Here is a 23,596-nt window from a genome sequence, read left to right as displayed (position 1 = left end):
GATCCGGATCTGATCACCGTGCGCGGCCGCCGCCTGCTGGCCCCGTGCGAATCTCGTTGTCGCCGACCGGCTCGCGCCGCCGGAGCTGCTCGCCGAGCTTGGACCGGACGTCGAGGTCATCGACGCCGCCAAGATCCCCTACGGCCGGGCCATGGCGCAGGAGCACATCAATGCCGCGCTCATCGAGGGCGCGAAGGCGGGCAAGTTCGTGGTCCGGCTCAAGGGCGGCGACAACTACGTCTTCGGCCGCGGCTACGAGGAATTGGAAGCCTGCGTCGACGCCGGCATTCCGGTGACCGTCGTCCCCGGCGTCACCAGCGCCATCTCGGTGCCCGCCCTGGCCGGTATCCCGGTCACCCATCGCGGCGTCACCCACGAATTCGTGGTGGTCAGCGGCCACGTCGCCCCGGATCACCCGGATTCCCTGGTCGACTGGCCCGCCCTGGCCAAACTGCGCGGCACCATCGTCCTGCTCATGGCCGTCGAACGCATCGAGAAGTTCGCCGACGCCCTGATGTCCGGCGGCCGTTCCGCCGACACCCCGGCCACCGTCATCCAGGAAGGCAGCCTCCGCACCCAGCGAGTCCTGCGCGCCGACCTGGCCACCATCGCCGAACGCGTCCGCGCCGAAGGCATCCGCCCACCCGCGATCATCGTCATCGGCCCGACGGCCGGTTTCACCGCGGGCGCACCCGACCAGGACTGATCGCTTTGCCCGCGCCGCTCGCTGCCGAATCTCGTCATCGCGGTGAATCCCGTCATCCCGGCGCGCTTTTGGCCGGGATCCACGCCATGCGGTTGACCTGCGGGTCGAGGTGGATTCCGGCCAGAAGCATGCCGGAATGACGGGGTGGGGCCAGGCCGGGACGACGGGGCGGCGTTCCGGCCGGGGCGACGAGATCGGTTGCCCGGTCGCCGCATCTACTACAGTGGCCGGGTGCTCGATAACCCCGCTGCGACGATGCAGTATCCGGTGACCAAGCGAGCTTTCGGGCTCGCGATCCTCGTGCTCAGCGGGCTGCAGCTGATGGTGGTGCTCGACGGCACCGTCATGATCCTTGCGCTGCCCCGACTACAAGAGCAGCTCGGACTGTCCAATGCGGGCAGTGCGTGGACGGTGACGGCCTACGGTCTGCCGTTCGCGGGACTCATGCTGCTGGGCGGTCGGCTCGGTGACTCGTTCGGCCGCAAGCGGATGCTGATTCTGGGCGTCAGCTTGTTCACGGTGGCCTCCGCGTTGTGCGGCACCGCGCAGAACGAGGCGTGGCTGATCGCGGCCCGCGCGCTGCAGGGCACCGGTGCCGCCATTGCCGCGCCGACCGCGTTCGCCCTGGTGGCCAGCACCTACGCGCCCGGCCCGGCCCGCAATCAGGCGGTGGCCATCTTCGGATCCATGGTCGGCATCGGCTCGGTCGGCGGTCTGGTCATCGGCGGCGCGCTGACCCAGGTCGATTGGCGCTGGATCTTCTGGATCAATGTGCCGATCGGCATCCTCATCGTGTGGGGCGCGATCTACCAGCTCCGCGACACCGCGCACCAGCGCATGTCCATGGACGTGCGCGGCGCGATCCTCGGCACCCTGGCCTGCGTCTCGATCGTCTTCGGCGCCACCGAGGGGCCCGAAATGGGTTGGGGCTCACCGGTCATCCTGGGCGCGCTGATCGGTGGCTTCGTGCTGCTGCTGGTCTTCATCTTCGCCGAGCGCGACGTGGACAACCCGCTGCTGCCGTGGTCGCTGTTCGACAGCCGCGACCGCGTCATCACCTTCGCCGCCATCTTCCTGGCCTCCGGCGTGCTCGGCGCGACCACCTTCTTCGTCGCCCAGTTCCTGCAGAACGTGTTGCGCTACAGCCCGCTTCAGGCGGGTCTGGCCAGCATCCCGTTCACCCTGGGCGCGGGTGTCGGCACCGCGGTGGCCTCCAAGGCGTGCATGTACATCCGGGCGCGCTGGCTGCTGCTGGCGGCCGCGGTCGTGCTGTCGGCCGCGCTGTATTTCGGCTCCACGCTGGACAGTTCGGCCGACTACTTCCCGACCCTGCTGGTCATGATGTCGATCGTGGGCTTCTGCATCGGCACCGCCATCGTGATCCTGCCGCTGTGCGTGCTGGTCGGCGTGGACATGGCCCACATCGGCCCGCTCTCGGCGGTCGGCCAGATGTTCATGAACATGGGCACCCCGTTCGCGGTCGGCGTGCTGAGCCCGGTCGCCCTGTCGCGCACGCTGTCGCTGGACAAGGGCGCGACGGGCAAGGTGAGCGAGATGTCCCAGCATCAGATCGACGCGCTGGGCAGCGGCTACACGCTGGTCCTGCTGGTGTGCGCGATCGGCACCGCGATCATGGGCCTGCTCGCGCTCACCCTGCGCTACACCCCGGCCCAGCTGGCCCAGGCCCAGCACGCGCAGGACGAGGCGCAGAAGAACTAGCGGCTACACGGACGCTTGGGTGTCAACACCTGTTGGCCTACACTTGTGGGCATGACTGTGGAGACGAGTCCGCGCCGCTCCGATGCCACCCGCGCCGCGATCCTGGCGGCCGCCCGGCATCGGTTCGCCGAGGACGGCTATCGGAAGGCGACCATCCGGGCCATCGCGGCGGACGCCGGGATCGATCCCTCGATGGTGATGCGGTACTACGGCAACAAGGACGGATTGTTCGACGCCGCACTGGATATCGATCTGGAGCTGCCGGATCTGGGTGCGGCCGAACCGGATTCGCTGGGTGAGCTGGTCGCCGGGCGGTTCCTGCAGTTGTGGGAGCAGCAGCCGACCAGCGACATCCTGCTCACCCTCATGCGCTCGGCGCTGACCGACGAGATGGTGGTCGAACGCACCCAGCGCATCTTCGCGCAGCAGCTGATGCCCGCGGTGCTGCGCTTCGGTGATCCGTCGGACGCGCCGCACCGGGCCGGGCTGATCGCCACGCAGATCCTCGGACTCGCGCTGTGCCGCTACGTATTGCGGCTGCCGCCGGTGGTCGCGCTCACGCAGGAGCAGATCGTCGCCGATATCGGGCCGACCATTCAGCGCTACCTCACGCTCGGCACCGCCGAATGACCCGCAGCACCGATTGACCCCGGCCCGACCATTCGGCACACTGCCCCGATGGGGAAATCTGTGCACGCGGACCTGCTGGACCGCTGGACGAAACTGGCCGGGCCGCAAGCACAAGCGGTGGGGGAGGACCTGGTCCGGCGCTACAGCGAGCCGCACCGCCGCTATCACACCGTCGAACATCTGGCCGCCATGCTGAGCGTCATCGACGACCTGGCCGCCGATGCCGAGGACCTGGACGCGGTCCGCTACGCCGCCTTCTTCCACGATGCCGTCTACGCCATGGACGGTGGCGACAACGAGGAGGCCAGCGCCCGCCTGGCCGAAACCACCCTGCCCACACTGGGAATCGACCCCGAGACCGTGGCGGAGGTGGCGCGCCTGGTCCGGCTCACCGGCGGCCATCACCCGGACCCGGCCGATCGCAATGGCGCGGTGCTCTGCGACGCCGACCTGGCGATCCTGGCGGCCGACGAATCCGCCTATGCCGCATACACCGCCGCCGTCCGCGCGGAATACGCGCACGTCCCCGACGACCTGTTCCGCGCCGGTCGCGCCGCCGTCCTGGCCGCCCTCGCCGACCAGCCCAACCTCTTCCGCACCCCGACCGCCCGCTCCCGCTACGAGGCCGCCGCCCGCGCCAACCTCGCGGCTGAATTGAGTGCTCTCACAAGCGATTAGGGGCCATTTTCCTCGTCATCCCGGCGTGTTTTTGGCCGGGATCCATCGTGGATTCCGGCCAAAAACACGCCGGAATGACGGGCGGACCTGGCGAGCCGGTCAGCGCGTGCCGTACTTGTAGGTCTGCTTGCGCAGCTTCAGGTACACCATGATCTCGGCGTGGCGGACTCCGCCGAGCGCCCGAATCCGGTTGGACACCAGGTCGAGCAGGGCTTCGTCGTCGGGGCAGACCGCCTCGACGAGGATGTCGTAGCGCCCCGCGCACACCACCACGTAGTTGATCTCCTCGATGGCGGCGAGGGTGTCGGCCACCGGCTGCACCGGCCCGTCCACGGTGATTGCGATCATGGCCTGCCGGAACAGACCCACCTGCAGCGGATCGGTGACCGCGACGATCTGGATGACCCCCGCGTCGGCCAGCTTCTGCACCCGCTGCCGCACCGCCGCCTCGGACAGGCCGACCGCCTTCCCGATGGTGGAGTAGGCGCGCCGCCCGTCCTCCTGGAGCTGGGCGATGATCTGCTTGGAGATGTCGTCGAGGATCGGAGTTCCCCGGCCGGATGTCTGGTCGGTCACGCGATCATCCTCCCTGATCGAAGCCGTCCGGACGAACGGTCCGCCGCCTGCCGCGCGTGCGCGGGTATGTTGGTTCGAAGTCGCCGGGTTCGGCGGTTTTCGGTCCGATAAGGATGATCTCCCGTGAAGTACGTTCCGCGCGCGGTTCTGTTCCTCGGCATTCCCGCCCTCCTGTTCGCCCTGCCGTGGTGGCTGCTGGTCTACACGACACTGTCGGGCCCGTGGTTCTGGCTCGGCACCGCGATCTTCGCGCTCGGCTATCTGGCGTTGCCCGCGGGGATGGTGCTCGGGCACGGGCCGCGCGAGTCGGATGCGGCGTCGCTGGTCGGCGATACCCTGCTGGGCGTGATGTGGGTGCTGTTCACCTGGTCGGTGATCGGGGCCGTGGTGCGGGGAGCGCTCGCGGTCGCGGGCGTGGACGATCCGGTGCGCTCACGCATCGTGGCACTCGGCGTGCTGGGTGTCTCGGTCGTGCTGACCGCGTGGGCGATCTACGAGGCGCGGCGGGTTCCGCGCATCCGCACCGTCGATGTCGAAATCCCGGGTCTCGGAGCGGGTTTGGACGGCTTCCGGCTGGTGGTCGTCACCGACACCCACTACGCCGCGACCGATCGGCTGCGCTGGTCGGAGCGGGTAGTCGAGGAGGTCAACGCGCAGCGTCCCGATATCGCCTGCCACGCGGGCGATCTCGCCGACGGTTCGGTGGTCAAGCGCCGGGCGCAGGTCGATCCGCTGGGCAAGGTCGAGTCGGAGTACGGGCGCTTCTACATCACCGGCAACCACGAGTACTTCGGCGACGCCCCGGGCTGGATCGAGCACATGTCCGGCCTGGGCTGGCAGCCGCTGCGCAATCAGCACGAGGTCATCACCCGCAATGGCGACAGCCTGGTCCTTGCGGGCATCGACGACCCCACCGGCGCCGCCCTGTCCGGCCACGGCCCGGACATCACCAAGGCGCTGGCCGGCGCGGACCCGTCCCTGCCGGTGATCCTGCTGGCCCATCAGCCCAAGCAGGTCACCGACGCGGTGTCCGCCGGTGTGGCACTGCAGATTTCGGGCCACACCCACGGCGGCCAGATCTGGCCCTTCCGCTACCTGGTCCGCCTGGATCAGCCGGTGGTCGCGGGCCTGTCCCGGCACGGCGAGCGCACCCAGCTCTACACCAGCCGGGGCACCGGCTTCTGGGGCCCGCAGCTCCGCCTCTTCGCACCCAGCGAAATCACCGTCCTGGTACTGCATCCCGCTAGCTGACCGCCGAATGGCACATGCGGGCGGCGGTTTCGGACAAATCTCCACGCGGATGTGCCACTCGGCGAATGGTTTCGGCGTAGGCGGCGGGATGGGTGAGGTTGCCATTGTGGCCGCCGGGGAATTCGGTGAGCTCCACGCCGAGCAGGTCGGAGAGTTCGATGGCGCAGTGCCGATCGAAGACCTGGGTGGGCGTGCGGCGGCCGACGCCGGGCAGGATCCGGGTCGTGGTGCGCGCCAGCCGCGCGACATCGACCCAGTCCTCGCACACGGCCGTGAAATCCTGCTCGATGAAATAGGTGAAGTTGCGCGCCCTTTCGGGGGTCAGCGGCCGTAGCTGGACGCCCGGCTCGGTCTCCTGATCGGCGGGGTTGATGCCGAGCGTCTCGACCATCGGCGCGAGCGCGGCCTTCCAGCCCTCGGCACGGCACACGTCCTGGCAGTGCTCGAGTTCGCGCACGTGATGGGCACGGTCGGTGGCGGCGAGCAGCCACGGCGAGACCGGCTCGTGGGCGATGAGGGTGTGCACCTGCTCGGGATGCGTTGTGGCCAGGTGCAATCCGATGGACGCGCCCATGCTGCAGCCGACCATGAGCACCGGCTCGTCGGTCACCGCCGCCAGCAGCCGGTGCACGTCATCGGCGTGGGCGGCAATGCTCGGCCGCCGGTTCGTGTCGTGAATCAGGCTGCGCGACAGGCCCCGTCGGTCGTAGGTGACGACGGTGAACTCGTCCTCCAGGTTCCGCACCAGGGCTTCGCTGCGGCCCGCATCGCCCTCACCGCTCTGGGACAGCAGCAGCATCGGTCCGGTGCCGCGGATTTCGTAGTAGAGCTCCGCGCCGTCGACGGGGAGGGTGGCGTTCTCGATCGTGGTCATGACACCAACCATAATCCATCAATTCTGATGTATCAAGAGTGATGTATCTGAAGTGATGTATTGTCGGGGCATGAACGGAGTCGAGCTGTTCCTGCTGGGGCGCGCGCTGATGAAGATCGGCGAACAGGCGCTGCCCGACACCGGCGCGCGCACCGGAAACCGCGCTGTCCTGGTCGTTCTCAGCGATGTCCTGGAACATCCGGGCACCACGATCAGCGAGGTCGCCGCCCGCACCGGCCTACCGCAGAGCGCGGTATCCGGGGCGGTGGCACGGCTGCGCGAGGCCGGTTCGGTGGTGGCGGAGAAGGATCCGCGCGATGCCCGGCGCACACTGCTGGAGCCCGCGCGTGAACTCTCCGGCCGGGTGGCCGAAGTCCGTGCCACCACAATCGATGATGCCGTCGCGGCGGCCGTGGGCGGCGATGATCCCGCCGCCGTCGAAGAGGTTGTCGAGGCGCTGAAACTGCTGTCTCAGCGCCTCGGCGTCCGACCGTGAAACCTCAGCTGTCGAAGCCCAATCCGGTGTAGTCCAGGGTCTTCAACCACAGATTCCGGCGGCCCTGATGTGCGTCGGCGCGGGCCAGCGACCAGCGGGTGAGGTGAATTCCGGCCGACCGCAACGGTTCCGGCGGCAACGGCAACGGCCGGGAGCGCACCATTCGCAGCCGGGTGCGTTCGGTGTCGAGACCCCAGAGCCGGTCGAGCATGACCTCCGCGCCGAACCGGGTCGCCCCGACTCCGAGCCCGGTGTACCCGGCGGCGTAGACGAGTTTGCCCTTGTAGGCAGAGCCGAAGAAGGCGCAGAACCGGCCACAGGTATCGATGACGCCGCCCCAGCGGTGGGTGAAGCGCAGGCCGTCGAGTTGCGGGAAGGTCTGGAAGAAGTGCTGCGCCAGGGTTTCGAAGGTGGCCTCGTTGTACTCCAGGGTCGGGGCGATGCGATTGCCGAAGTGGTAGATGGCGTCGTAACCGCCGAAGAGAATGCGGTTGTCGCTGGTCAGCCGGTAATAGTGGAAGCGATAGGACGCGTCGCCCAAGCCCATGCGGGTGTGCCAGCCGATGCTGTCGAGCTGTTCGGTGGTGAGCGGTTCGGTCATGAGCGCGTAGTCGTAGACCGGCACCACATGCCGTGACACCTTCGGCACCGGCCCCGCGAAAGCGCTGGTGCACAACGCGACCCGGGGCGCGCGCACCTCACCGTGCGGCGTGTGCAGGGTCAGGGTGCCGCCGCAGGATTTCGAAATCCGTTGCACGGGAGTGCCTTCGTAGATGCGCACCCCGGCTTCCATGCAGGCCCTGCGCAATCCCCAGGCCAGCCGTGCCGGATCCAGCATGGCCACCCCGTCGCGATCCCACCACCCGCCCAGATAGGTGGGGGAGTGCACCATCCCCTGCACCTGGCCCGCGTCCAGCAATTCGGTGCGGTAGCCCAGGGATTCGGCCGCGTCGTGGCTCTCCCGCAGCCAGTCGATCTCGTGCGGGGCGGTGGCGACCTCCATCTCGCCGGTGCGCTCGAAATCGCAGTCGATGCCGTAGCGCAGGATGGCCTTCTCGATATCGTCGAGGTTGGCGCGGCCGAGCCGTTCCAGCTCGGCGATCTCGTCGGGGAATCGCTCCATCCCGTTGGCGAGCCCGTGGGTGAGGCTGGCGGAACAGAATCCGCCATTGCGGCCCGAGGCCGCGTGCCCGCAGAGCCCGGATTCCAGCAGCACCACATCGGTGCCGGGATTGCGTTCCTTGGCCAGCAGGGCGGTCCACAGTCCGCTGTAGCCGCCGCCGATGACGGCCAGATCCGCCTCGGTGGCGGTGGTCAAGGGGTCTGTCGGGGCCGGCCGCTCGGGCCGGTCGGTCCAGTAAGGCGTCGGCGCCGCATCGATGAGCGCCGACGCCGACAGTTTGCTTCCTTTGGCCGACATGGCCGATCAACTCCTTCTCTCTTGCCGACCGGTCCGGCCGCTCGGCGGTGATGTGTCCCTGTGCAGGTATGCGTGGTCACGGTGTGCGGATATGCGAGAACCCCGTCCGGGTATGCCAAAAGACCGCCGGTCGGTCCGCGTGAACGGACGACCGGCGGTCGAGGACGGGATCAGCTGGTGGCGGCGCGATCGTCGCAGCGGCGGCGCATGCGCAGCTGCCCGGCGATATTCATGGCTGCGTGCTGCAGCCTCGGGTCCAACCCGGCGGTGCGGGTTTCCACGGTCAACCACCTCAGAACGTGACGTGTGCGGTGAGAATAACTCACCTCGAGGTGGAATGTCGGAACCGGGTTATTCCGTGTCGCCGCCGTTACTCGGCCCGGAAGATCACCTCGTGCCAGGGTTTGCTGGCGGCCGCGGTGATATCGGACATGACGTGCTTGATATTCGTGTACTCCTCGAATGCGTACGCGGACATGTCCTTTCCGAACCCGGAGGACTTGTATCCGCCGTGCGGCATTTCACTGATGATCGGAATGTGGTCGTTGATCCACACGCAGCCCGCCTGGATTTCGCGAGCGGCTCGCTGGGTCCGGAAAACACTGCGTGACCAGGCCGACGCGGCGAGCCCGTAGGGCGTGTCGTTGGCCAGGGCGATGGCCTCGTCATCGGTGTCGAAGGGCAGCACGACCAGCACCGGGCCGAAGATCTCCTGCTGCACGATCTCCGAGGACTGGGCCGCGCCGGTGATCAGAGTGGGCTCGTAGTACGCGCCGGCCTCCGGGGTGTGCTCCGGAATTCGGCCGCCGCGCACGATTTTCGCGCCGGATTCGCGGGCCCGCTCGACCATGCCGCTCACCTTGTCCCGATGCGTGCGGGAAATGAGCGAGCCCAGATCGGTTTCCGGGTCCTCGACGGGACCGACCCGGACCTGATCCATGAGATCGGCGACCCGCCCCACGAATTCCTCGAACAGCGGCCGCTGCACATAGGCGCGGGTGGCGGCGGTGCAATCCTGGCCCACATTGATGAGCGCGCCCGCGACCGCACCACGTGCGGCGGCCTCGAGATCGGCGTCGTCGAACACCACGAACGGGGCCTTGCCGCCGAGTTCGAGATGGACCCGCTTGACCGCACCGGCGGCGGTCGCGGCCACCTGTCTGCCGACGGCGGTGGAGCCGGTGAACGAAACCATCGCCACCGCGGGGTGTTCCACCAGCGGCTGCCCCGCTTCGAGGCCGGTGCCGGTGAGGACATTGATGACGCCCGGCGGCACGCCCGCCTCCGTGGCCGCCTCCGCGAAGATCAGGGAGGTGAGCGGGGTCAGCTCGGAAGGCTTGAGCACCACCGTGTTTCCGGCCGCGATGGCGGGCAGGATCTTCCAGGCCGCCATCTGCAGCGGGTAGTTCCACGGCGAGATGGAACCGATCACGCCGATCGGCTCGCGGCGGATGGAGGAGGTGTGGTCGCCGGAGTACTCGGCCGACGCCTTGCCGTCGAGATGCCGTGCGGCGCCGGCGAAGAAGGCGGTGTTGTCGATGGTGCCGGGGACGTCGAATTCGCTGGAGAGCCGAATCGGCTTGCCCGCGTTGAGACTTTCGACCGACGCCAGCTCCTCGGCGCGGGTCCGCAGGATCCGCGCCCATTCGTGCATGATGTCCGATCGCGCCCCCGGCGTGAGCCCGGCCCAGCCCGGGAAGGCGGCCCGGGCCGCCGCCACGGCCGCCTCCACATCGGCGGCGTTCGCGCCCGGACCGGAGACGATCTCCGCTCCGGTGGCGGGCGCGATGACCGACAGCGGCGCACCCGACCCGGATTGCCGTGTGCCATTGATGAATTGCAATTCCTGAGGATGCACCGTGCTCCTAGCTGGTCGAGATCGTCGAGGTCACCGGGTCACACAGTATGACCGTCGGCGACCGTGAGCGCCTGGTCGAGAATCGCGAGGCCCTCCTTGGCCTCGGCCTCGGAGATGGTGCAGGGCGGCACCACGTGCAGGCGGTTGAAGTTCACGAACAGCAGCAGACCGGCGGCCTTGGCGGTGGCGACGGCCTCGGTCATGGCCGGGCTGCTGCCGCCGTAGGGGGCCAGGGGTTCGCGGGTGGTGCGGTCGGCGACCAGCTCGACGGCCCAGAACACGCCCAGGCCGCGGACTTCGCCGACGCTGGGGTGGCGTTCGGCCAATTCGCGCAGGCCGGGGCCGAGTACGCGCTCGCCCATGTCGGCGGCGTTCTCGACGATCCGCTCCTCGGTCATGGCATTGATGGTCGCGACGGCAGCGGCCGTGGCCAGCGGATGACCGGAGTAGGTGAGCCCGCCCGGATACGGGCGATCATCGAAGGTCGCGGCGATATGCGGCGCGATGGCGACGCCGCCCAGCGGCACATAGCCGGAGTTGACACCCTTGGCGAAGGTGATCAGATCGGGTACGACATCGAAATGCTCTATGGCGAACCACTTTCCGGTGCGCCCGAAGCCCGCCATCACCTCGTCGGCGATGAACACGATCCCGTACCGGTCGCACAGCTCACGCACCCCGGCCAGGTAACCCGGTGGCGGAACCATGATTCCGGCCGTTCCCGGCACCGACTCGAGGATGATGGCCGCGATGGTGCTCGGTCCCTCGAACACGATGGTCTGCTCGAGATGCTGCAGCGCCCGCTCGGTCTCCTCGGCCTCGGTGGTGGCGTGGAACTGCGAGCGGTACAGGAACGGCCCGAAGAAGTGCACGACCCCGGCATTGCCGTGGTCATTGGGCCAGCGCCGGGGGTCGCCGGTGAGGTTGACCGCGGTCTCGGTGCCGCCGTGATACGAGCGGTACCGCGAGAGCACCTTGTACCGGCCGGTGTGCAGCCGCGCCATGCGCACCGCGTGCTCGACGGCGTCCGCGCCGCCATTGGTGAAGAAGATCTTGTTCAGCTCACCGGGGGTCCGTTCGGCGATCAGCCGCGCCGCCTCCGAGCGGGCGTCGTTCACGAAGGCCGGGCCGATGGTGCACAGCGTGGCCGCCTGCTCCTGGATGGCGGCCACCACCTTCGGATGCTGGTGCCCGATATTGGTGTTCACCATCTGCGAGGAGAAGTCCAGCAGGCGGTTGCCGTCGCCGTCCCACACGTAGCAGCCCTGGGCCGCGGTGATCGTCATGGGGTTCAGCGACTTCTGGGCGGACCAGGAGTGGAAGACGTGCGCACGATCCAATTCGTAGGCGCGGGCGGCCTTGTCGCGGGCCGCGTCGGGGGTGAGGCCATTGGGCAGAGTCATCGCATGTCCTTTTGTCGGGTTGGCCTCGGGGGTCAGTGGTTCTGCGGGAAGCCGAGATTCAGCCCGCCGTGGCTGGGGTCCAGCCAGCGGGTGGTGACGGCCTTGGTGCGGGTGAAGAAGTGCACGCCGTCGGTGCCGTGCGCATGCGAATCGCCGAACAGGGAGTTCTTCCAGCCGCCGAAGCTGTAGTAGGCCATGGGAACCGGGATCGGCACATTGATCCCTACCATGCCCACCTCGACCTCGTTGTGGAAGCGCCGGGCCGCGCCGCCGTCATTGGTGAACAGCGCGGTGCCGTTGCCGTAGGGGTTGGAGTTGATCAGGGCCAGCGCCTCGTCGTAGCTGTCCACGCGGACCACCGAGAGCACCGGGCCGAAGATCTCGTCGGTGTAGACGCTCATGTCGGTGGTGACGTGGTCGAGAATCGTGGGGCCGAGCCAGAATCCGTCGGCCTCGCCGTCGGGGGCCACCGCGCGGCCGTCGAGAACGATGGTGGCTCCGGCGGATTCGCCCGCAGCGATGTAGGAGGCCACCTTGTCGCGGTGCGCCTCGGTGACCAGCGGGCCCATATCGGTGCCGCGGGTGCCGTCGCCGGTGCGAATCGTCTTGGCGCGCTGATCGATTCGCGCCACCAGATCGTCGGCGATGGAGCCGACCGCCACCAGCGCGCTGATCGCCATGCAGCGTTCCCCGGCCGAGCCGAAGCCCGCGTTCACCGCGGCGTCCGCGGCCAGGTCCAGGTCCGCGTCGGGCAGCACCACCATGTGGTTCTTGGCCCCGCCCAGCGCCTGCACCCGCTTGCCGCTGGCGGTGCCGCGCTCGTAGACGTACTTGGCGATCGGCGTGGAGCCGACGAACGAAACCGCCTTGATCGCAGGGTTTTCCAGCAGCTCGTCGACCGCGACCTTGTCGCCCTGCACGACATTGAACACGCCGTCGGGCAGTCCGGCCTCCTGCCACAGCTCCGCCATCCACAGCGACGCCGACGGATCCTTCTCACTCGGCTTGAGCACCACGGTGTTCCCGGCCGCGATGGCGAGCGGGAAGAACCACATGGGCACCATGGCCGGGAAGTTGAACGGCGAGATGATCGCCACCGGGCCCAGCGCCTGCCGCACCGAGAAGATGTCGACCTTGGTGGAGGCGTTCTCGGTGTAGCCGCCCTTGAGCAGATGCGGGATGCCGCAGGCGAATTCGACGATCTCGAGGCCGCGGGTCACCTCGCCCAGGGCGTCGGACAGCACCTTGCCGTGCTCGCTGGTGATGATCGCCGCCAGCTCCTCCTTGCGCTCGTTGAGCAGCTCGCGGAACCGGAACAGCACCTGGGTGCGCTTGGCCAGCGAGGCGTCGCGCCAGGCAGGGAAGGCCGCCGCGGCGGCCTCGATCACGGTGCGCACGTCGGCCGCGGAGGCCAGGGCGACCTGTCCGGTGACCACACCGGTGGCGGGATTGGTGACGGGCGCGGTCGCCGTGCTGGAACCGGCGAAGGGCTTGCCGTCGAGCCAATGTGCGATGGTCTGCATGTCTCCTCGATTCCCTGATGCTTTCGATCCGGTCCCTACTCTGCGCCATTACCCGCCGGTTCGCTCCCGACATTCTGTGCGTGATTTCGCGATTCGTTTTACGATTCGTCGGTGCTCCTCACCGTTGCCGACGTCGTAGCCATGCCGGTCGTGCGGGCCGGCGAACCCGAGATCATGGGCGGCGGCTCCCTCGATCGGCCGGTGCGCTGGGTGCACGTCAGCGAGCTCGCCGACGTCGCCAAGCTGCTGGTCGGCCGGGAACTGATTCTCACCACCGGGCAGGCGCTGGCCGGTAGCGACGCGGCGACCGTCGCCTATCTGGAATCACTGGCCGCCGCCGGGGTTTCGGGGCTGGTCGTCGAATTGGGCACCTACCTGCGGGAAATGCCGAAGCTCGTGGTCGATACCGCCGATCGGATCGGGTTGCCCGTGGTGGCGCTGCACCGGGTGGTGCGGTTCGTGGAGGTCACCGAGGCGGTGCACCGGGTGATCGTGGCCGACCAGTACGACGAACTGGAATTCGCCCGCACCGTGCACGAGACCTTCACCGACCTGAGCGTGCGCCGCGCCTCCCTCGCCGAGATCGTGAAGACCGCTGCCGGGATGCTGGACGCCTCGGTCGTGCTCGAGGACCTCACCCACCGCGTACTGGCCCTGACCGCCCGGCACACCAGCACCCCCGCCCTGCTCGAGCATTGGGAATCGCTGTCCCGCCTGCTGCCCGACACCGACCCGAATGTCGTTCCGGTGGGCCCGCATACACAGCGCTGGGGCCGGCTGCTGCTGCGCTCGAACCGGGTGCCGACCGCCCGCGCCCGCATGGTGCTCGAACGCGCCGCCCAGACCCTCACCCTGCACCGCATGATCGAACGCGACCGCTTCGGCCTGCACCGCCAGGCCCAGACCGGCCTCATCGACGATATGGTCAACGGCCGCCTCACCGACGAACGTGACGCGGTGGCGCTGGCCGCCGCCCTCGGCCTGGCCCGCCGCGCCCGATACGTCCCCCTGGCCATCGACGTCGCCGCCGCGGCCACTGAAACACTCGAAAGCGCGGATCCGGTGGCGCAGCAACGCCACACCGCCGCTCTCCTCGACGCCACCCTCCACGGCGTGGCCCTCGCCAAGGCCACCGCCCTCGCCGCCCCCGACCACGGCACCCGAGTCACCCTGATCCTGGCCATATCCCGCACCGGTGACCTGGACAAGGCCCTCACCACCATCTGCTCCACCATCCTCGCCGAAGTCCGCCGCGTCCCCGGCGTAGACAACGCGGTCATCGGCGTAGGCGCGGAATCCGACTCCCTCCTCGACACCGCCCGCGAACTGGCCCAAGCAGCCCACGTAGCCGAAGTAGCCCTCTCCCTCACGGCCTCCACCCCCCGCCCCTTCTACCGCAGCGGCGACATCCGCCTCCGCGGCCTCCTCTCCCTCATCCGCGACGAACCAGGCGTCCAACGCTTCGCCGAAACCGAACTCTCCGCCCTCCTCCGCCACGACATCCGCAACGCCACCGACCTGACCCGCACCCTCCGCCAATTCCTCGACCTGGCAGGCAACAAAACCGAACTGGCCAAACGCCTCAACATCTCCCGCCCCACCCTCTACGACCGCCTCTCCCGCATAGAACGCATCCTCGACCTCGACCTCGACAACGGCGAAACCCGCACCTCCCTCCACACCGCCCTCCTAATCCGAGACCTAGTCACCACCCCCACCCGCTGACCCGGCGACGAGAATGCGCTGACGGACACATCGGCCGAGAAGCCATGTCCGTGAACGCATTCTCGCGGGGCGGGCTGCTGGCCGGGGTGAGGGCGGGGAGTGGCGGCATACTGGCCGCGTGGAGTTCGGGATTTTGGGGCCGGTCGAGGCGCGGCGCGGGGATGGGAGTCCGTTTCCGGTCGGGGGGCCGCAGGTGCGGGCGTTGCTCGCGGCGCTGGCGTTGGATGCCGGGCGGGTTGTGAGGCGGGAGCGGCTCATCGATGAGTTGTATGGGGAGGAGCCGCCGGGGGATGCGGGGCATGCGTTGCAGTCGCAGGTTTCTAGGTTGCGGCGGGCGTTGCGTGGGGGTGGGGAGTTAAGGGAGATCGTCGAATCGGCCGGTGCGGGTTATCGGTTGGCGGTTGAGACGGAGGCAGTGGATGCGCTGCGGTTCGCGCGGTTGGCGGAGGCGGGGCGGAAAGCCCTGCGGGACAGTGATCCCGGGGCTGCGCTGACTCTGCTGGATGAGGCCCTCGAGCTGTGGCGGGGAACCGCGCTGGCCGATGTCAGGGATGCACCGTTCGCGGAAGCGCAGGCCGCGCGGTTGGACGAGCGGCGATTGGCCGCTGAGGAGGATCGGGCCGAGGCGGCGCTGGCGGTGGGGGAGCCGGATGCCGTACTGCCCGCCCTGTCGGAACTCGTTGCGGCGCATCCGCTTCGAGAACGTGCCCGCGCATTGCTGATGCGCGGGTTGTATGCGGCCGGACGCCAGGCCGAGGCCCTCGAATCTTTCGAACAGGGACGGCGACTACTCGCCGATGAGCTCGGTGCGGACCCGTCGGCGGAGCTCATGGACGCCCACCTGGCCATCCTGCGCGCGGATGAGGTTGCGGCGGTATCGAATCGGCGATTGCCAACACCGCTCACCAGCTTCATCGGCCGAGAAGAGGACCTCGCGCGACTGGTGCCGCTATTGGCGAGTTCACGATTGGTCACCCTGCTCGGTCCGGGCGGAACCGGGAAGACCCGGCTCGCCTTGGCGGCGGGAACCCGTGTGCGCGGCGAGGTGTACTTCGTGGACCTCTCGCCCCTGGTGGATGGTTCGCAGATCGCCCAGGCGGTGGAGGCCGCACTCGGCGGACGCGACAGCTCCGCCCACATGAATCCAGCTGCCGCCCACATGAATCCGGGTGCCGACGGCGTGAATCAGGGTGCCGCCCAATCAAACCGCGACCCCGTGGAGCGGCTGACAACGATGCTTGCGGATCGCGCGCTCGTCTTGATCCTCGACAACTGCGAGCAGGTCGTCCTCGACGCGGCCCGCCTCGCCAACCACCTGCTCCGCACCTGCCCGGGCCTGCGCATTCTCGCGACCAGCCGCGAAGCCCTGCGCATCACCGGCGAAACCGTGGTCCCCGTATCCCAATTGCCCATCGCCGCATCCGACGCACCCCTGCCGGCCCAGCTGTCGAGCCCCGCCGTCCGCCTGTTCGCGGAACGCGCCACGGCCGTCCGCCCGGATTTCACCGTCGACGCGGGCACCATCGCCATGGTCTCCCGCATTTGCACCCGCCTCGACGGCCTGCCCTTGGCTATCGAACTGGCCGCCGCCCGCCTGCGCACCCTGGATCTCACGGAGATCGACGCCCGCCTCGACGACCGTTTCCGCCTCCTGGCCCGCGGCGACCGCACCGCCGAACCCCGCCACCAAACCCTCCAAGCCGTCGTCGCTTGGAGCTGGGACCTACTCTCACCCGCCGAACAACACCTGGCTCAACGCTTCTCGGTCTTCGCCGGTGGCGCGACTGCCGACCAAGTCCGCGGCGTGTGCGCCGCGTCCGTGGTCGCCGAGCCGCTGGATGAGATCGACGATCTACTGGCCGATCTGGTGGACAAATCTCTGCTGAACGTGCACAGCGGTCGCTATCGAATGCTCGAAACCATCCGCGAATTCGCCGCCCGCCACCTCGCCGAATCCGAGGCCCACGCCCCCACCCACCACGCCCACGCCGCATACTTCACCACCGTGGCCGAAGCCGCAGAACCCTTGCTGCGCACCCGAACCCAACTCGACCACCTCGCCCGCCTCGCCGCCGACCACGACAACCTCCAGTCCGCCCTACGCTGGTCCGCCACCACAGACCCAGCCCTCGCCGCCCGCCTCATCGCCGCCCAATCCTGGTACTGGTGGCTCACCGGCCGCCCGGGTGAAGCCCCGGCCCTCGCCAATCGCATTCTCCCCGAGCTGAGTTCGAGGATTTTCGGCACCGACCCCGCGCCGGGCGTCGCTGACGATGCGGAGGCGGATGGACAGGTGCCGGGTCAGCGATCGGGAGTGCTGGTTGAGCTGGATGCCGAGGTCTACGCGCTGTGCGCGGGGGTGGCGGCACGGGGACGCCATGACCTCGGTGCGGAGCTCGGGCGGGCGGCGGCGGGCGTCGCGGAATTGGATCGGCCTCTGCGACAGCCGTATACGGTGCTGCTGCTGGCCGTAGCGGGGGCCATGGTGCCCGGGGATCCGGCGGTGTTGCGCCGGTTGTTCGGGGAGGATGCGTGGTCTCAGGCGTTCCTGCGGTTGGGGGATGGCATGGGCCTGTTCATGGCCGGGCACGTCGACGAGTCCGAGCCGGAGTTCGCGGCTGCGCTGGCGGGATTTCGGGAAATCGGGGATCGGTGGGCGATCGCGACGAGTCTGGACAAGTTGGCGGCGGTGGCCGAACGGCACGGGGATCTGGCCGCGTCACTGACACTGATCGACGAGGCCATCGCGGTGAACACCGAATTGGGCTGGGCCGCCGACACGTCGGATCTGCTGACCAGACGCGGCGATATCCGGCTCGGTGCGGGAGCGGTCCGCGATCTCGAGGCGGCGCGGGCGGACTATCAGCGCGCCGCCGAACTGGCGCGCACGCACGGTGCGGTCGATATGTACGCGAATGCGCTGCGCGGATTGGGAGATATCGCTCGCACCGAGAATCCGGCGCAGGCGCGTGCGTACTACGCGACGGTGCTGGAGGTTCCGGCCGGTGGCTCGCCCACTTTGCTCGAAGCACACGAACGCGCACAGCGGGGCCTCGCGCTACTCGACGGTGCGTGAGCGCGGGTCGCCCATCGGCGCGCACGTCGGGGCGTGGCAGGGTGCTTTGAGGTGTAGTGGCAGGGTGCTTTGAGATGTATTTGTGCAGGTCAGGGGGTTGGTGAGGGGTGGTGAGGCGATGGTGAGGGTTTGGTGAGCGGCTCCGCCGAAGCTTTGCTCATGACAAACGCACAGCAGTTCGCCAACAAGACCATTCTGATCTCCGGGGCCAGCGTTGCCGGTCCGGCGCTTGCCTTCTGGCTGCGGGAGTACGGGTTCACCGTCACCGTCGTGGAGCAGGCGCCGACGCTGCGGGAGGGCGGGTACAAGGTTGATCTTCGGGGCGTCGCGATGGAGGTCATCGAGCGGATGGGGCTTTCGGAGGAGATCCGGAAGGCCTCGACCGATATGCGCGGCGGGTCGTGGGTGGACGAGGACGGGAAGGCGATCGCCACCCTCGGGCCGGATCTGATCGGGATGCGGTCGCCCGGCGACGACGAGGTGCTGCGCGGCGATCTGGCGCGAATCCTGTTCGATGCCAGCAAGAGTGGGGTGGAGTACCGGTTCGGGGATTCGATCACCGAGCTGGTGGAGCACGCGGACGGGGTTGAGGTGCATTTCCGGAATTCCGCGCCCCGGGTGTTCGATCTGGTGATCGGTGCGGACGGCATGCATTCCACGGTGCGCCGCAGCGTCTTCGGCCCGGAGGAGCAGTTCGCCAAGCACACCGGCATGGCCGCCTGCGTCATCTCCGTCCCCAATTACCTGGAGCTCGACCACTGGGAGCTGTTGCACGCCAAGCCGGGCAAGGTCGTGCAGATGTACAGCACCCAGCGCTCGACGGCCAAGGCGCAGTTCATCTTTCCCGCCCCGGAGCAGCTGCCCGACCGCCGCGATATCGCTGCCCAGCAGCGCCTGGTGGCCGACACCTTCGCCGACGGCGGCTGGGAAGTGGCGAATCTCCTGGAAGCCATGCCGAACTCCCCGGACTTCTACTTCGACACCGTGAGCCAGATCCACCTGGAGCGCTGGTCCGCCGGCCGCGTCGCCCTGGTCGGCGACGCCGCCTACTGCCCGTCCCCCCTGTCCGGCCAGGGCACCAGCATGGCGCTGGTCGGCGCGTACGTCCTCGCCGGTGAACTGCGGGCCGCCGCGGGCGATCACCGCGTCGCCTTCGACGCCTACCAGGACCGCATGGCCGAATTCGTCTCCGAGAACCTGACCCTGGGCTGGAACAACGCCACCCAGATGGTCGCCTCCGACGCCAAGGCCCTGCGCATGCAGATGACCATGATGCGCATGCTGCGCTGGATGCCGTGGAAGGGCCTGGCCCTGCGCCCGATCATCAAGCCGATCGAGAAGGCCGCCAACGCCATTCGACTGCGGACTTACTGAACCGCGACCGCGCCGTACCCCTGACGATTCGTAAAGCCGCGGAGGATTTTTCGAGCCGACCGTAAGCAAAGTGACCTGAGTCACATTGCTGATCACGGTCGGTAACTCCGTTTCATATCCACGCAACAATCCGGCCCGCACAATTCCTCGCAGGTCGCACGACCGAGATTGAGGAGCTTCACAATGGAACCGAGTACACCAACCGTACTTTCGGGGGAAACCAACGCATCAGAACCCGGGGTGTCGCGGCTCAAACCCAATGTGGTGGGTCTGCTCGGCGTGGTATTCATGGCCGTCGCGACGGCAGCGCCCATTACCGCCATGACCGGCAATGTGCCGTTCATGATGTCGGCGGGCAGCGGAATCGGCACGCCCGCAGCGTTTTTGATCGCCATGGTGGTCCTGGCCGTCTTCACGGTGGGCTTCACCACCATGGCCAAGCACATCACCGCCACCGGCGCCTTCTACGGATTCATCTCCTTCGGCCTGGGCCGCACCACCGGGCTGGCGGCCGGATTGCTCGCCGCCTTCGCCTATGCGGTGTTCGAGCCGTCGCTGATCGGCATCTTCTCCAGCTTCGCCCACAACACGGTGCAGGATCAGCTCGGAAAAGACGTGCCCTGGTGGGTTTTCGCGATCCTCATGCTGGTGATCAACGCGGTCGGCACCTGGTTCGGCGTCGCGCTGGCCGAACGCCTGCTGGTGGTGCTGCTGGCCACCGAGGTGACGGTGCTGTTCATCATGGCCGTCTCGGTGCTGTTCCACGGCGGCGGCCCGGACGGCTTCTCGCTGGCGCCGATCAACCCGGTCAACGCCTTCCACGGTCCCTCGGCGGGCCTGGGTCTGTTCTTCGCGTTCTGGTCGTGGGTCGGTTTCGAATCGACCGCCATGTACGGCGAGGAATCCAAGGATCCGAAGCGAATCATCCCGCGCGCCACCATGATCGCGGTGCTCGGCGTTGGCGTGTTCTACCTGTTCGTGTCTTGGATGGCGATCTCCGGCAGCGGTCAGGACAAGGCCCTGGAACTGGCCGGATCCGATAATCCGATGAACGTCTTCTTCGGTCCCACCGAACGTTATGTCGGGCACTGGGCGGTCGACGTCATGCAGTGGCTCATGGTCAGCGGTTCGCTGGCCTGCGGCATGGCCTTCCACAACTGCGCGGCCCGCTACCTGTTCGCACTCGGCCGCGAGGGCGTCGTTCCGGCGTTGCAGCGCACCATCGGATCCTCGCATCCGAAGCACGGCTCCCCGCATATCGCGGGCGTGGTGCAGACCGTGATCGCGGGCCTGCTGGTGCTGGCCTTCGGCCTCGCGGGCAAGGATCCCTACGCCGGCCTCTACACCCTGCTCGCGGTGCTGGGCACCATGGCCATCCTGATCGTGCAGGCCACCTGCTCGTTCGCGGTGATCGCCTACTTCCGCAACAACCACCCCGAAACCCGGCACTGGTTCCGGACATTGGTGGCCCCGCTGATCGGCGGGGTGGCCATGATCGGCGTGGTCCTGCTGCTAGTCCTCAATATGGACACCGCGGCGGGCACCGAAGCGGGCTCCCTGATCCTGAAGGCGACGCCTTACCTGGTCGCCGCCGTGGCCCTGGCCGGAGTCGGCTACGCGCTGTATCTGAAGCGCACCGACCCGTCGCGCTACGCGCTGCTGGGCCGGACCGTGCTGGAGGAGTCCCACGAGCGCTGAGGGCCTCGGCCCCGAGTGGGACTCGTCATCGGGCGGCATCGGGTTCGAGCCGCCCGAACAGCAGATTCCCCGCCGCCCCGCGCTCATCGGTGGTGAAGTAGTCCCGGAACGCCTCATCGAGTTCGTCGAAGCTGAGTACACCGTCGTTGTTGGTGTCCAGCCGCAGTGCGGCGGTGCCGATCTCGGCTGATCCGACCCCGAAGGCGGTCAGCAGGGTGGCCAGTTCGACGGTGTTGAGGACCGAGTCCCGGTCGTGGTCGGCGGCGGTCAGGATGGCGGCGACGGCGGGCAGCACGGTGTCGTCGTAGGCGGCCGGGGCCGCGGCCAGTGCGCCCATGGCCGCGACGAAATCGTTTGCGGTCATGGCGGATTCGGCCGCGGTGCCGGTCGTGCGGCACAGTCCCGACCACAGGTCGGCGAAGGTGGTGCGCAGGCGATGGTCCACGTGACTGTCCACAGGATGCCCGAAGGCCACGCAGACCCGATCCGCGACGGCGCCGAAATGGGCGGCGTCGATCCGCCCGTCGTGGTCGGTGTCGAGGAGCTCGAAGAACCTCAGCAGTTTCGATCGGACGAAGCCGGAAACCACCGGTGGCGGACTCGGCGCGAAGCGGATCGCGTGATCGGAGGTCGAATGTGTTCTGGTGCGGGAGCGGATGGTCGCGACCTTGCGGTCGGCGGGGGCCCGCAGGTACTCGACAGTGCTGCGGTATCCGGCGCTGACGCGGCGTTCGAAGACCTCCAGCTGTTCCTTCACCGTGGTGTAGAGACCGGTGTCGGGCGGTTCCAGCAGGTCCTCGCCGGTCGGCAGCAGATGCACGCGCACCCCGGCGGGCCGCATATTGATCACCTGGCCCAGGCGATGGCGGCGCGACACCTCGAAGACGGTCTGGCCCAGCTGCCAGGGCAGCCGCGGCACCCGCAGGGGCAGTTCGCGCTGGCGCAGGCGCAGCACGTAGATCTCGGTCGCGCCATAGGAGACCGCGCGCGTCAGCGGGACGGTCTCGACCACGCCGCCGTCGATGTAATGCTCGTCGCCGATCGCGATCGGCGGCCACAGGCCCGGAATGCAACTCGAGGACAGCAACGCGGGTATCAGCGGTCCATGGTCGAAATACCTTGCGGTGGAACGTTCCACGGACGCGGCGACGCATTGGAACGGGATTTCCAGGTCCTCGATGAGGGTGCGGGCGCCGACATGCCGTTCGAGTACCGTGCGCAGCGCGTCCTGGGTGGCCAGCGCGGGCCGCAGCCGGACCAGATTCGACAGCAGCGCCCGGAGCGGGACGCCCATCACCTTGCGGGTCAGCGCCTCGTGCCAGAAGTCGGTGAGCGCGTCCACGGCGTCGCGGGATCGATAGGTCGCCAGGATCGCGCCTTGGATGGAGCCGACGGAGGTTCCGATCACCAGGTCGGGGGTGATGCCGTGTTCGTCCAGGGCGCGCAGCATGCCCACCTGATAGCCGCCGAGCAGGCCGCCGCCACCCAGGACGAACGCGGTGCCCGGCGTGGGCGAGGGTGTGGCGCTCATGGCTGCTCCAGGGCTTGGAGATCCGAAAAGGGCGGTGTGTGAGCGGGTTCCGTGCCGGTCCAGATGACGGTGGTGGAATTATCTTGCGGCCCTCCGCGTACGGCGGCGATCCAGGAATCGACCTCGTACCACCGCTCGTTGAGCCAGTGCGCGAACTGTTCTCGATCGCGGGGCACGTCCTGGGCCCGGATGTGCCACCAGGTGTAATGCACGGTGCCGGTGTGGATCGGCGGATAGTCGAGCCGGCCATCGGTGGCCGAGAGATCCTCGAGGCCGGTCTGGGCCAGGATCAGGACGTCCGCGTTCGGTGCGGCCTCGGCCAGCGTCCAGGCTCCGGCGGGGTGGGCCGGTAGGACGTGGCGGCAACGCTGGGCGCGGTGGGCGAGTCGATGCCGTCCTCGATCGCGCAGGGCGGAGATCGCGGCGCGGCGTCGGGTCGCGGTGTAGTTGGTGCCCTCCGGAAAGATCAGCAGCGCATCCGAATTCGACGCACGTGCGGCTTGGTCGCGCATGCATTGCGCGGCCGCCGCCCGGCCGCGCGCCTTCCCGAACCGGAACAGCTCCACCCCGGAACCGAGATAGGACCGCCGCAGGCCCGGCGTGAGCGCCGAGGTGGTTTTGGCGGCGCAATAGATGTCGCGCCCGAGGTCGGTGCTGATGAGATGGGCGACCAGTGGGCTGTTGAACATCCCGGCGTGGCGGGCGAGCACGATCAGGGGCCGGTCCCGCGGCACTGTCGGTTTCCGGTCGGGCACCAGGCGCATACCTGCCAGCGCGAAGCCCCAGCGGCGCAATCGCCGGTTCTGCGCGGCCAGCAGATCGCATCCGCCCTGTCGGCCGGGCCGGCGCTCGGTGACGCCGAAATCGCCGAGCACCTCGAAGACCGCGAGAAAGACCGCCGCCAGCAACACCAACCGCGCGCGGGCGCGCACGCGGTTGGGCGTACCGGGAAGCAGCAGAATTGCCTTGGCGCACAAGAGAAGCGGTGCGGCCGCAAGCAGTAGCAGTGAACTCAGAGCGGCCGACACCGGGTGGAGCAGTCGCAGAGCCATCCCCCA

17 protein-coding genes and 1 pseudogene are annotated in these 23,596 nt (G+C 68.4%); 10 read left to right on the top strand and 8 right to left on the bottom strand.

Annotation, left to right across the window (positions count from 1 at the left end; genetic code table 11):
• The 4 genes and pseudogenes from cobA to ON43_RS23275 all read left to right on the top strand — a co-directional run.
• Positions 1-706: pseudogene (gene cobA / locus ON43_RS23290) on the top strand (uroporphyrinogen-III C-methyltransferase); the annotation flags it as partial.
• A gap of 255 nt (positions 707-961) precedes the next feature.
• Positions 962-2,425 (top strand): MFS transporter, encoded by a 1,464-nt coding sequence (locus tag ON43_RS23285; protein ID WP_040810823.1) that lies wholly within the window; start codon positions 962-964, stop codon positions 2,423-2,425.
• A 51-nt stretch (positions 2,426-2,476) separates the two neighbouring features.
• Entirely contained in the window at positions 2,477-3,055 is a 579-nt protein-coding gene (locus ON43_RS23280) for a TetR/AcrR family transcriptional regulator (protein ID WP_040810822.1), read from the top strand.
• A 48-nt stretch (positions 3,056-3,103) separates the two neighbouring features.
• Entirely contained in the window at positions 3,104-3,733 is a 630-nt protein-coding gene (locus tag ON43_RS23275) for an HD domain-containing protein (protein WP_040810820.1), read from the top strand.
• Between the two features lie 99 nt (positions 3,734-3,832).
• Here ON43_RS23275 and ON43_RS23270 read toward each other — a convergent pair whose 3' ends face one another.
• Positions 3,833-4,309, bottom strand: a complete 477-nt coding sequence (locus ON43_RS23270) for an Lrp/AsnC family transcriptional regulator (protein WP_040810819.1) — start codon at positions 4,307-4,309, stop codon at positions 3,833-3,835.
• 123 nt (positions 4,310-4,432) lie between these two features.
• On the opposite strand from ON43_RS23270, the gene ON43_RS23265 reads away from it, so the two are divergent.
• A complete protein-coding gene (locus ON43_RS23265) occupies positions 4,433-5,560 on the top strand; it encodes a metallophosphoesterase (RefSeq protein WP_040810817.1) in 1,128 nt (375 codons plus the stop codon).
• Here ON43_RS23265 and ON43_RS23260 read toward each other — a convergent pair.
• Entirely contained in the window at positions 5,553-6,434 is an 882-nt protein-coding gene (locus tag ON43_RS23260; RefSeq protein ID WP_051179009.1) for an alpha/beta fold hydrolase, read from the bottom strand. The genes ON43_RS23265 and ON43_RS23260 overlap by 8 nt on opposite strands.
• A 70-nt stretch (positions 6,435-6,504) precedes the next feature.
• On the opposite strand from ON43_RS23260, the gene ON43_RS23255 reads away from it, so the two are divergent.
• Entirely contained in the window at positions 6,505-6,930 is a 426-nt protein-coding gene (locus ON43_RS23255; protein WP_040810816.1) for a MarR family winged helix-turn-helix transcriptional regulator, read from the top strand.
• 4 nt (positions 6,931-6,934) lie between these two features.
• Here ON43_RS23255 and ON43_RS23250 read toward each other — a convergent pair whose 3' ends face one another.
• The 4 genes from ON43_RS23250 to ON43_RS23235 all read right to left on the bottom strand — a co-directional run bounded on the left by ON43_RS23250 (position 6,935) and on the right by ON43_RS23235 (position 13,134).
• Positions 6,935-8,350 (bottom strand): NAD(P)/FAD-dependent oxidoreductase, encoded by a 1,416-nt coding sequence (locus ON43_RS23250; protein ID WP_040810815.1) that lies wholly within the window; start codon positions 8,348-8,350, stop codon positions 6,935-6,937.
• A 370-nt stretch (positions 8,351-8,720) separates the two neighbouring features.
• Positions 8,721-10,208, bottom strand: a complete 1,488-nt coding sequence (locus ON43_RS23245) for a gamma-aminobutyraldehyde dehydrogenase (protein ID WP_040810813.1) — start codon at positions 10,206-10,208, stop codon at positions 8,721-8,723.
• Positions 10,209-10,246: 38 nt separating this feature from the next.
• Positions 10,247-11,611 (bottom strand): aspartate aminotransferase family protein, encoded by a 1,365-nt coding sequence (locus ON43_RS23240; RefSeq protein ID WP_040810811.1) that lies wholly within the window; start codon positions 11,609-11,611, stop codon positions 10,247-10,249.
• Positions 11,612-11,643: 32 nt separating this feature from the next.
• Positions 11,644-13,134 carry a CoA-acylating methylmalonate-semialdehyde dehydrogenase gene (locus ON43_RS23235; protein ID WP_040810810.1) on the bottom strand — a complete coding sequence of 497 codons (1,491 nt, stop codon included), beginning with the start codon at positions 13,132-13,134 and terminating at the stop codon, positions 11,644-11,646.
• A gap of 111 nt (positions 13,135-13,245) precedes the next feature.
• On the opposite strand from ON43_RS23235, the gene ON43_RS23230 reads away from it, so the two are divergent.
• The 4 genes from ON43_RS23230 (at position 13,246) to ON43_RS23215 (ending at position 21,007) form a co-directional block, all read left to right on the top strand.
• On the top strand, positions 13,246-14,859 hold the full coding sequence (locus tag ON43_RS23230; protein WP_040810808.1) for a PucR family transcriptional regulator: 1,614 nt from the start codon (positions 13,246-13,248) through the stop codon (positions 14,857-14,859).
• 118 nt (positions 14,860-14,977) lie between these two features.
• Entirely contained in the window at positions 14,978-17,935 is a 2,958-nt protein-coding gene (locus ON43_RS23225) for an AfsR/SARP family transcriptional regulator (protein WP_083913644.1), read from the top strand.
• 159 nt (positions 17,936-18,094) lie between these two features.
• Complete coding sequence (locus ON43_RS23220; RefSeq protein WP_040810807.1) at positions 18,095-19,309, top strand: FAD-dependent monooxygenase; 1,215 nt, start codon at positions 18,095-18,097, stop codon at positions 19,307-19,309.
• A gap of 183 nt (positions 19,310-19,492) precedes the next feature.
• Positions 19,493-21,007: an APC family permease gene (locus ON43_RS23215; protein ID WP_040810805.1), complete on the top strand. Its 1,515-nt coding sequence runs from the start codon at positions 19,493-19,495 to the stop codon at positions 21,005-21,007.
• A gap of 25 nt (positions 21,008-21,032) precedes the next feature.
• Here ON43_RS23215 and ON43_RS42735 read toward each other — a convergent pair whose 3' ends face one another.
• Complete coding sequence (locus tag ON43_RS42735; protein WP_051179006.1) at positions 21,033-22,538, bottom strand: patatin-like phospholipase family protein; 1,506 nt, start codon at positions 22,536-22,538, stop codon at positions 21,033-21,035.
• Positions 22,535-23,590, bottom strand: coding sequence for a lysophospholipid acyltransferase family protein (locus ON43_RS23205; protein WP_040810804.1), 1,056 nt, complete (start codon positions 23,588-23,590; stop codon positions 22,535-22,537). Before ON43_RS23205 ends, ON43_RS42735 begins: the two co-directional genes overlap by 4 nt.
• Between the last annotated feature and the right edge of the window lie 6 nt (positions 23,591-23,596).

Source organism: Nocardia concava NBRC 100430, assembly GCF_000308815.1.
In the GTDB taxonomy this organism is placed as follows: Bacteria; Actinomycetota; Actinomycetes; order Mycobacteriales; family Mycobacteriaceae; genus Nocardia; species Nocardia concava.
This window is presented reverse-complemented; position numbering and strand designations above follow the sequence as displayed.